The sequence below is a fragment of the Cyanobium sp. BA20m-14 genome (assembly GCF_024346295.1).
In genome coordinates, this window is record NZ_JAGQCR010000113.1 from 1 (window position 1) to 9,972 (window position 9,972).

Sequence of the window (9,972 nt, forward strand, 5' to 3'; positions counted from 1 at the left end):
CCTGGCGGGGTGGCGTGTCGTCCATGTTGGGCGCCTCCTGGGTTGATGAGCACAGCATCGCTGGGCCAGCGGCTCAGCACAATCGGCCTTTACACGCATTGCCTCTGGCTGCAGATGGGAGCAGGATGAAAGTGCTTTGTGGCCTGCAGCAGCTCAGGCCCTGCGCAGTGGTGGCGGCTTCCACTGCGGCGTGCAGACTTGCCAGCCCGATCTGCGCTTCTTGGCCCCAGAGCTTGATCGCCTCATCTCGCATCAGCTCGCTGCGGTGCTTGAGCAGCGGCGGCTCTCCACTAGGCATCACTTCCCCCAGCGTCACCTCCAGCACCTGACTCCAGCGGTCGTAGCGGCAGGGCTGGAAATGGAGCACCTGGCGGCCATCGCTGAGCCAGCCCTCTTGCGGAGACAGCGGCGGCCGGCCGGGACTGTTCGTGACGTTCATCGAGAGCTGCTCAGGCCACCTCCGGCGCCCAGCCCTGCTGACGCACCATGTCGTCGGTCCAGCTCTGGCAGCGGCTGGTGAGGTGCTCGCCGTGGGCGATCAACCCCTGATTGAGCTGACAGGTGAGCACCGGGATGCAATTCACCCCGGCGTGATGCCGAAACCAATGGCAGGTCATGCAGACCTTCCGGCTCCGGGTCTTGAGCAGCACTGCCTCATCGAGGTATGGCCACTCCTCGATCGGGGTTTCAAGCCGGGCATTCAGTGCTGCGGTTCGGGGGAGAGGGGCACCCATGAATCATGGTCAATGCGTACGCATGTACTAGCACAATTGACGAGCTTTGCTGCCGTCCCATTGCGCCCTCGATACGGTGCGCTCAGCGGATAAGAGCCGATGTTGCGCGAGCTTGTTCTAGCCATCGGCATCCCCCTGGTCCTGCTGCTGCTGGCGGTGCTGGCGATGGAGCAGTGGCGTGATCAGCTGCCGGCCTGGCTGCAGCGGTTGGCGGAGCGTCCGTCCTTGCTCTGGAACACCGGCATCGGGCTGATCATTGGTCTGTCGCTGCTGCGCTGGCTTCTGCAGCGCTGAGGCTGGATCTGGCTAGGTTCAAGGAATAACGAGGAACCGGCGGTGTCGTACAGGATCCGTTTACTGGAGACAGAGGAGGGCTGGTCGGTGAGTTGCCTGGATCTGCCTGGCTGCCACTCCCAGGGCGAGACCCGGGAAGAAGCTCTTGCCAGCATCCGTGAGGCCATTGGTCTTTGGCTTGAGGTGGAGGCAGAAGAAGCCGGTATCAAGCAGGTGGAGACGCTTGAGCTGGCGATCTGAATGCCTCGCTTGCCGGGCATCAGCCAAAAGGATGCGATTCGTGTGTTCCGGAAGTTGGGCTACCGCATTGTGCGGGAGTCCGACCACTTGATCTTGAGCAATGGCGAACGGCGGCTGGTGATCCCGCGTCATGACCCGATCAACGCCATCACCATGGAGGCCATTGCCCGTGATGCCGGCTTAACTCCCCAGCAGTTCCGCGATCTGCTCTGAAGGTAGGCAGACCTATCGCGAACAGGAGAGTGCACCGGCATCAAGCAACCGCTTGGTGTAGTTCTGTAGGGCCCACCTATCGGTGCGACACAAGAAACGCCTCAATCCATTCGTGATGGCGGCGCTGGCTGATTCGATCTGCAATTGAGGGTGCATCTGGCGGCACCTGAAAACGCTTGCGGAATGCCTTGGTGAGACCTTCTAGTGACGGGCGAGGTAGGGAGCGAATGGTGCTGTGTAGCTGGTCGATCGTGCCTGGATCAAGCGGGTCAAGGCTGGGATCTATCTCTGCATGAGCAGTCGATTGGGACTCGCGCCTAGGCGCCACTTCTGCTGGCCTGCTACTGGGGTTGGCGTTAGAGGCCGGAGTGGCCGAGCTGGTGACCTCCCTCTGCTGCTTGTCGTAGAGCGCCAGACCAAACGGATTGCCAAAGGTCATCAGCGCCCGTTTCATCGCATCGGTCTCGGCCTCCTTGATGGCGGACTCATGGGCCTGGCCCAGGTCGGCGTCGATGCCGTGGCCGGCGCCGGTCCCTTCCCGAACCAGGGGCGTCATGCCCCCCGCTGTGACGGTGATACGTACGCGGGCGGTGTAGGTGACGCCCCAGCCGGGTTTCTGATCTCTGCCGATGGTTCGTTCGGCCTGTGCAACGCAGCGAACGGCGATGGTTTGGCGCTGCCAGCCGTCAAAGCCAAAGATGCGGTTGGCTTCCGCGATTACCTGCCAACCCTCCAAATAGCTCACGCGGCTGCGGCCCTGCTCCCGCTGACGAACTTTGGCCCGATCAAGCGGAGCGGCCAGGGCGGCGAGCTGCTCGGGGGAGAAGCCAAGGGGTTGAGCCTGGAGGACTTGCGGCGCCGCGGCTGATGGCGGGTTTGCTGACGTCTCCATATCGGACCGGTCAGCAGAGCGGATCACCTCCAGAGCGGAGGGCGGCCGCTGGGCCGGAAGAGGAGCGGCGGGACGACTGCTGGTGCTGGACCCATTGGCGGAAGGGGCGGCGACGGTCATGGCGATGGGAAGCGATGGAGCGAGAAGAAGAAAGGAGCGAAATCGGATCAGGAAGAAAGGGCCCGCCACTGCAGCGGGCCATGTCGCGGGGGGCTCTGCCCCCCTCCAGTCAGTGGATGCGCCAGGAGCGGCGGGTGAGCAGCTGAGCGCCGGTGATTTGACGGCCGGCTTTGAGGGCTTCCTTGATGGCGTTCTTGTCGGGTTTGCTTGTGGTGGAGAAGGTGAGCCACTCGGCATCGAGGGCCTGCTCTTCGTCGATCACGACAGCTGAGGACTTGCGGCTGCTGAGCTCGTGATCGGGGAAGGAGAAGCGGGCAGCGGCTGGCTGGAGCTGGGTGAGGACAAAGATCAGCGATTCCTCCAACGCATCAGCCCGGCCGGCATCACTACGTGCCAGATCGGCGAGCCGCTTGGCCTGCTGCTGGCGGTAGGCGGCCTGACCGCGTAGATGCTCGATCACCCAGCAGGTGGCATCGGCCTTGGCGGCGAGGGCCTGCTTATTGCCCTCTTCTGCAAGTAGGGGTAGCGCCCCTCTGAGTGGTGTAACTCAGGAGGTCCTGTGACCCTCTCCGGAGGGTGAACAGTGGCAGGCAGGGGATGACTGCCTGGAAGCTGATTGCGCAGCTCAGTTTATCCATTATGAACCCTGATCGCTGAATTGGCAACTCAGCGATCGATGTGTTTTGTGTAGATCGAGTGTGGAGCTGGTGCCTTTCAGTTGATGGGTTCGCCTGGCTGGGCGGACGGATCAGCATCAGTGAGCTCCAGTGCTTCTTCTGGCTCCGGGATCTTGGCCATGGTGGCTTCGGAGAAGAAGCGCCGGCGTTCCAGCTGCCATTCCTCCTGCTGCTCCAGCAGCTGGCTACCTACCAACCGCACGATCGCAGCGTCGTTGGGGAAGATGCCGACCACGTTGGTGCGTCTTTTGATCTCCTTATTGAGGCGCTCGAGGGGGTTGGTGCTCCACACCTTGCGCCAGTGCTCCTGGGGAAAGTGGAGGAAGGCCAGCACGTCGTCTCGGGCGGCGTCCATCACGGGCACAGCTGTCGGGAACTGCTTGCGCAGCATCTCGGTGACTCGCTGCCAGTGGGAGCGCACCTGATCGGGGGCCTGGATGACGAACACCGCTTTCATGGCAGCGGCCACCATGTCCTGGCCGGCTTTGGGAACGTGGCTGAGCAGGTTGCGGAGAAAGTGCACCCGGCACCTCTGCCAGCTACTGCCCTGGAACATGCGCTTGATCGCCGCCGTCAGCCCCAAGTGGGCATCGGAGATCACCAGCCGAGTGCCGTCCAGGCCGCGCTCTTTGAGCGAGCCCAGGAACTGGCGCCAGAAGCCCTCGGCCTCGCTGTCGCCCACGGCAATGCCGAGCACTTCTCGGTAGCCGAGGGCATTGATGCCGATGGCCACGACCACCGCCCGCGATACCACCTGCATGTTCTGCCCCAGACGTCCGTGTAGGTAGGTGGCGTCGAGGTAGACGTAGGGGAAGCGGGCATGCTCAAGCGGCCGCTGCAGGAAGGCCTTGACCTGCTCATCGAGCCCCTGGCAGATGCGGCTCACCTCCGATTTGGAGATGCCGCTGGCGCCGCCCAATGCCTCCACCAGGGCATCAACCTTCCTGGTGGAGATGCCGCCGGTGTAGGCCTCCATAACCACGGCGTAGAGGGCCTTATCGACACGGCGGCGTGGCTCAAGCCAATCTGGAAAGAAGCTGCCCTGCCTCAGTTTTGGGATGGCCAGGCTGAGATCCCCCACCTGGGTGGTGAGCAGTCGCTGGCGGTAGCCGTTGCGGTGGGTGGATCGCTCATCGGGGCAGCGTTCATGGCGCGTGGCTCCAATGGCAGCGGAGACCTCGGCCTCCAGCAGATCCTGGAAGCCCCGGCGCACGATCTCAGGGATCAGGGCGCCAGCGGTGGTGCCCTCCATGAGCTGGCTCAGCTCGGAGGCGCCACTATGGGTAAGGGTCATGGTCTGTGTTCGGTTTGGTGGTAGTTCTCCGAACAGGGTCACAGACCGGCCCACCCATTGCCACAGCTGATGTCTGAGGGAGGCGAGCCGTCAGCCCCGGCTACGCCGGGGCTGATCCCCCCGAGTTACACCACTCCATGGGACGCCGCTATGCGCCTTCGACTGAGCTGTATTGATATGCAATCGACCTAGGGAACTTCGCAATCCGTGTAGGCGACCTCAGAATAAGGGACTTGATGCATTGCTGGCGACCCAAGACAATCCTGGCATGGCTACAATATTGAATCGCTTAGCATCATATTTAGGCATAATTTTATACCTTAAAATCTATCCGAACATGGTCCGATTATCTTTAAAGCGCTTAATCATTTACAACGTCTGCAATATGCATCATGAACTTCCTGGCCCTTCCCCCCTAAAGGATGCCGCCAACACTGGAAGGCGGCTTAACCATCATCGATATCTATAAAAACTGTTCCAAAAACAGGTCACATCTCTGCAATAATTTGCTCGTGAAGCGCAGTGGGCAATTCTTGCTATTGCTGCAGCGCTCAGCATTCGCCATCGCTGCACTCCCAGTGCACCGCAGCTACTTGTAATCATGCATGGGCCTTTGCCGGCAATTTAGGTTTGCCGAAAGGTCTTGAATGGCGACTTGCCTTAATTGAGCTGCGCAGCATTGGATAGCGCGACCCCTCAACCAGATTGTCGTCATAAAGCAGTAGTCGGCATAGAAATATAGGGCCAAGCGAAATGGCGGTTGAAACCTGGCTCACCATGGTGACTAAGGCTGTATGTCCATGCGTGGCAAGATTACTAAAAAGATTGAGCTTGAGTGCAAAGAAGTATGGCAGGGACTGAAGAAAGCGACATGCGACTTACTGCGAATTCTTCCAAGAACTAATCTCGCACTCGCACCCGCACGATGATTAATAGACTTGGGATGATCGATCTCTCGTTTTTGCTATTTTGACGCCTAATTTATTGTATCTTTTGATGCCGGAAGGGATTTTTTGCATGTGACAGGAAGGGTTGAATTCATAATCTTTTAGAGGCTGCCTGATTTCATGAGGCAAGCGCTTATCTCTGTTTGAGCGTATTCACCCGCTGATCGCGGAGGATTAACGTGTTTTCTGGCCACTGTGCAGATGCTCTATACAGGTTGGCTACTGCACTATTATATTGCCGCTGAGAGCGCGCATAGGCATTGGCAGCAGATATCGCCTGGTTTAGCGTTTGAACCACTGATGTGGTATCGGAATAGCCAACATTGAAACGTTCGCGCACCGCGGCAGCAGCCTTACGAGCAGATTCAGCCTGTTCGCGACTGCTCACAAGGGCTAATTGGCTCACCTGATAACTGGCGTAGCTTTGTTCTACCTCTTGGCTGATCTGAAGCCTCTGCACGGCAGCCTGATCGCTGAACAGACGCTCCTGAGCCCTACTGGCTTCTGCCTCAGCGGCAGCAATGCCACCATCGAAGAGAGTCCAATTGAATCCCAGACCAACGGCTCCATCCCAGCCGGATGAACGCGTGCCTTCAGTAATAGAGATGCCATCCTGATCACTACGTCTATCGATATCGTTATATGCATAAGAACCATTTGCCAAAAGTGCAAGACGAGGAGAATATCGATTTAACAATGCGCTAGCGCGCCAGTTAGCACTAGTGGCCTGCGCCAAACTGGATTGAATCTCCTCGCGCAAAATCTGAGCTTGCTGAATCGTGGCGCCAAGTGGCAGATCCCATTGACCATAAAGATCCAATTGATCCTGAGGTAAAACCAATTTGCCGGGAGGAAGGGCCATCGCTCTGGCAAGCGAGGCGGAAGCATCAATTGCTGCCTGATATGTTGCGATAAGTAAGCTTAAAGTTTGATACAGTTGAGTACGAATTTGCTCCACATCGGCTGAACTTGCATTGCCAGCATTAAATAAAACCTCAGCTTCCTTGGCTTGGGTGCTGGTAGCTGCAAGGATTTCTTCGTAAGAGCCGATCAGCTGCTCCTGTTCCTGGAGATTAAAGTATGCCAACTGCGTTTGGAGCACTAAATTACGCGCAGCGACGTTAAATAGAAGCTCCTGGCTGCGTAAGTTATCACTCGCAGCATTGATCTGTGGACCTCGACTCGGATCAAAAAAAGTCCAGCCTAGGCTCAAGACCGGTACAATCCCATTCTGGTTTGTTGTGACGTTTGTATTAATGGTTCCCGTCGACGTTGTTATTGAGTTACTTGTACCGCGATAGCCCCAAAGACCACCTGCAGGCCCACCTGAGGAGACAGAAAGGGATGGATACCACTGACGGCGCACCGCGATCAGATTCCACTGACTTTGTTGGATCTGGCTGTAGCTCTGAGCCAGCTCAGGATTGCCAAGCAGGCTTTGTTCGAGTGCAGAAGGTAAGTTCATGCGTACGGACCGCTCGCCCCATTGCTGCTGCAACTGCCTCAGCTTCAGCTCCAGCTCCCGAGCAACAGAACTTGCTTTTACCTGAGGAGCCTGAACACCCCGAAAGCTGTACCCGTTTGCGGCGGGCATTGACAATGCAGCCCTGGGCAGGAACGTGGCGGAAATCACGACCGCTACGCACCCAAGAACAGTCTGTATTGGCAAGGTGAGCCTCAAAGCAGTCCGAAAGCTGTCATTGTGACTCCTGATTTCCCAATTGACTAGCAAAATCGAACCTAGATGCTAGCATTAAAAAATTCCAATAAAAGTGCACTTTATCCTTGATGCAGCATTCGCCTAAGACACCTGGCGATAAGGCTGCTGCTGTTCGTCATGAAATTTTCGAGCAGATCGCCCTGGAGAGGCTTCGCAATGGTGGTGACACAAGCAAACCCGTGGGGTTTCTCCCGTTGCCCGTGCGGCTCACTGCCGTTGTGGCTGTCTCCATCTCAGGCCTGGGGGTGCTGTGGGCCTGCTTAGCTCGTGTTCCAGTGCAGGTGAATGGCCTCGCCAGCATTGCCCCCCAAATGCAGGTGAGCAGTGCCATCGCCCACGTCGGTGGGGTGGCTGCATTCCAAGTGAGCGGAGTTGGTCCAGAGCGCCTCAGCTTGGCTCAACGCCAACGCAACCAAGCCCTGACACAGTATTTGGGTGAGGCTTGGGATCAAGAGCTCTCAAGTTTCACGCGACTCAACGAACTGGCACTGGCGGCTCTGGCCCATACGGAGGGACAAAGCCTGGTGATGCCGGAATCGCTCGAAGGCAACGAAAATATTGACAACCTGCAGCAGAGTCAGGCGGCGTACCAGAAACTCTATTTCAAGAGCAATACCGTCATCGCCCGTGTAGAGAATGCTGCGGCAATTGCGGATTTGGATGCAATCAGACTCACCACACAGCCAAAGCTCCAGATTGATCAATCGATCGTTAGCGAACGTAGCCAACGTGCCGGCAACTACGGCAACATCAGCAACCTCCTGTCGCGCCAGCGAGCAAATCAGCAGGAGGAATTACAAGAACGAGTAGCCTTATTCGAACGCCTGCAAACACTTTGGAACAAGGGATTTGTATCCACTGCCCAACTGCTGCAAGAGCAAGCAGTCATTAATGGCCTAAAAAACCAGATACTCCAGATCGATCGCGAGCGTCTCAACACTGAATTTAGCGGTAGAGACGAGCGCCAGCAGGCTGAACAAACAAAACTAAGCAGCCTGCAAACAACCAATCAACTTCAAACAGCCCTGGTTGCCTATATGAATAGTGTTTTTACGTTTGCACCACCAACGGGGATGTTTATCGTATCAAGCACGATTCGCAATGGAATGGAAGTTAAGATTGGCGATGAGTTGTTTACTTACAGTGTTGATAAGCCCACGTTGCCGCAAGTCATCCCAGTTTTTGTCAATGCTTCCACCAGTCAACAAATGAGTGAAGGCATGGAGGTGTTAGTGACCCCAAAGGGCATTTCACGCGCTCAATATGGTGGCATTCTTGGCGTAGTAACTGAGGTTGGTAAACTTCCACTCCCCCAAGAGGGCATTGCTGCCTTTGCTGGTGGCCGCACGTTAGCCGGCAGCATCCAACAGAGCGTGGGTGGTGCCTATCTGGTTCGGGTGAAGCTCCAGCAAGCTGAACCGGCTTATTGCCAACAAATGCTTTCGCTGCGTTGCTATCGCTGGAGCAGCAAACGCCGGCCGCCCTTCCCGGTTCGCTTGGGTACCCTCGCCGATGTGCAGATCAACGTGCAGTACAAGCGCCCGATTGAATTTGTAATGCCGGCCCTTCGCCAGGCTCTTGGCTTGGTGGTGGAGAACCGCTAAACGATGAACAGGCGAATCAAGGCACCCACGGTGCTCCAATACGAAGCGGTGGAGTGCGGGGCTGCCAGCCTCAAGATTGTGTTTGGCTGCTTCGGTCGCGTGGTGCCACTAGCTGAACTGCGCGAGCGCTGCGGTATCAGCCGTGACGGCGTTACTGCAATCCAGCTCAAACGTGCTGCCCAGAGCTACGGCATGGAGGTGAGCGCCTATCGCTGCTCAGCCGAGCAACTCAGGCAACGAGCGACTGTGCCAGCGGTGTTGTTCTGGAACTTCAATCACTTCCTTGTCTTGGAAGGATTTGAGCACAACAAGGCCTACCTCAGCGACCCGGCTAGTGGTCGACGCAGCGTGGATTGGGAGGAATTTCAGACCAGCTTCACGGGCGTTGTTCTCGAATTGAAGCCAGGCGTGGGCTTTGTGCGCGGCGGGCGAGACCCCAGCCTCTATCACAGGGTGCCGCAGCTGATCCGGCCTTATGCATCCGTTTTGCCCTGGCTGCTAGTAGTGGCCGGTGTGGCGGCGATTCCGGAGCTCTTCATCGCAGGCGCCACCGCCCAGTTCATCGATTCCTTTCTACAGGAAGGCCGCCAAAACATCGCTATTCCGGTGGTTTGGATCACGGTGATTGCTGCGGTGGTGTTGATTGCCATCCTCAACCTGCAGAAACTGCTGCTGCGAACCCTGGGCAATCTTCTGACCAGGCGTGTAGCCAGCCTGCTCTACATCTCTCTGTTTAGCCTGCCCTATCGCTATTTCCTTCAGCGCATGGGAGGAGAACTATCTCAACGTCTCTCCTTGCCCTTCTCCTTGGTTCAACTGAGTGTGAATGGGGTGGTGGATTTCATGCTCTCCCTGGGCTCAGGCCTGTTAGCACTGGTGGTGGGCCTGTTCATTTCCCCGGTTCTCACCCTGTTCACCTTGCTGCTCTCCGGCGTCAATGCGGCCTTCAGCCTATGGATGAGGGAATGTCGCAAAAGTGAAAACTTCCGGATGGCAATGGTGCAGGGCAAGGCCATGGGCGTGGGCATGTCGGTAGTGCAAGGGATTGAGAGCATTAAAGCCAGTGGCCTAGAAAATGAAGCCTTCGTGCAATGGTCTGCCAGCTTCAATGAAGGTTTAGAAGAGCTTCAAAAGCAGTCCCTGGCCAACGCATTTGTGGGGCTCGTCGGCACCACGTCCGGCTTCTTGCTTCGCACCGGTGTGATCCTGGTGGGTGGTCTATTGATCATCCTCGGCC

The 9,972-nt window shown here is 57.4% G+C and carries 10 protein-coding genes and 1 pseudogene; 5 read left to right on the forward strand and 6 right to left on the reverse strand.

All coding sequences use genetic code 11. From position 1 onward, the window contains the following. Positions 1-73 precede the first annotated feature (73 nt). Positions 74-439 (reverse strand): DUF1651 domain-containing protein, encoded by a 366-nt coding sequence (locus KBZ07_RS11175; protein WP_254931685.1) that lies wholly within the window; start codon positions 437-439, stop codon positions 74-76. A 10-nt stretch (positions 440-449) separates the two neighbouring features. Then, a complete protein-coding gene (locus tag KBZ07_RS11180) occupies positions 450-734 on the reverse strand; it encodes a galactose oxidase (protein WP_254931686.1) in 285 nt (94 codons plus the stop codon). A 99-nt stretch (positions 735-833) separates the two neighbouring features. Between KBZ07_RS11180 and KBZ07_RS11185 the strand changes: the two genes are divergently transcribed. The 3 genes from KBZ07_RS11185 to KBZ07_RS11195 are packed head-to-tail and all read left to right on the forward strand — an operon-like array spanning position 834 to position 1,481. Further along, positions 834-1,028 carry a hypothetical protein gene (locus KBZ07_RS11185; RefSeq protein WP_254931687.1) on the forward strand — a complete coding sequence of 65 codons (195 nt, stop codon included), beginning with the start codon at positions 834-836 and terminating at the stop codon, positions 1,026-1,028. Positions 1,029-1,070: 42 nt separating this feature from the next. After that, positions 1,071-1,268 carry a type II toxin-antitoxin system HicB family antitoxin gene (locus KBZ07_RS11190; protein ID WP_254931688.1) on the forward strand — a complete coding sequence of 66 codons (198 nt, stop codon included), beginning with the start codon at positions 1,071-1,073 and terminating at the stop codon, positions 1,266-1,268. Beyond that, positions 1,269-1,481, forward strand: a complete 213-nt coding sequence (locus KBZ07_RS11195) for a type II toxin-antitoxin system HicA family toxin (protein WP_254931689.1) — start codon at positions 1,269-1,271, stop codon at positions 1,479-1,481. A 76-nt stretch (positions 1,482-1,557) separates the two neighbouring features. Here the strand turns inward: KBZ07_RS11195 and KBZ07_RS11200 are convergent, their stop codons facing one another. The 4 genes and pseudogenes from KBZ07_RS11200 to KBZ07_RS11215 all read right to left on the reverse strand — a co-directional run bounded on the left by KBZ07_RS11200 (position 1,558) and on the right by KBZ07_RS11215 (position 7,044). After that, the gene (locus KBZ07_RS11200) at positions 1,558-2,493 is read right to left on the reverse strand and encodes an RAD52 family DNA repair protein (RefSeq protein ID WP_254931690.1); all 936 of its coding nucleotides are present in this window, start codon (positions 2,491-2,493) and stop codon (positions 1,558-1,560) included. Positions 2,494-2,602: 109 nt separating this feature from the next. Further along, positions 2,603-2,977 (reverse strand): annotated as a pseudogene (locus KBZ07_RS11205) (siphovirus Gp157 family protein); the annotation flags it as partial. Positions 2,978-3,207: 230 nt separating this feature from the next. Continuing rightward, positions 3,208-4,464, reverse strand: a complete 1,257-nt coding sequence (locus KBZ07_RS11210) for an IS256 family transposase (RefSeq protein ID WP_254931691.1) — start codon at positions 4,462-4,464, stop codon at positions 3,208-3,210. A 1,080-nt stretch (positions 4,465-5,544) separates the two neighbouring features. After that, complete coding sequence (locus KBZ07_RS11215; protein WP_254931692.1) at positions 5,545-7,044, reverse strand: TolC family protein; 1,500 nt, start codon at positions 7,042-7,044, stop codon at positions 5,545-5,547. 155 nt (positions 7,045-7,199) lie between these two features. Here KBZ07_RS11215 and KBZ07_RS11220 point away from each other — a divergent pair, with 155 nt between their 5' ends. Then, positions 7,200-8,735: a hypothetical protein gene (locus KBZ07_RS11220; RefSeq protein ID WP_254931693.1), complete on the forward strand. Its 1,536-nt coding sequence runs from the start codon at positions 7,200-7,202 to the stop codon at positions 8,733-8,735. Between the two features lie 3 nt (positions 8,736-8,738). Further along, a partial coding sequence (locus KBZ07_RS11225) for a cysteine peptidase family C39 domain-containing protein (RefSeq protein WP_254931694.1) occupies positions 8,739-9,972 on the forward strand: 1,234 nt, incomplete at its 3' end.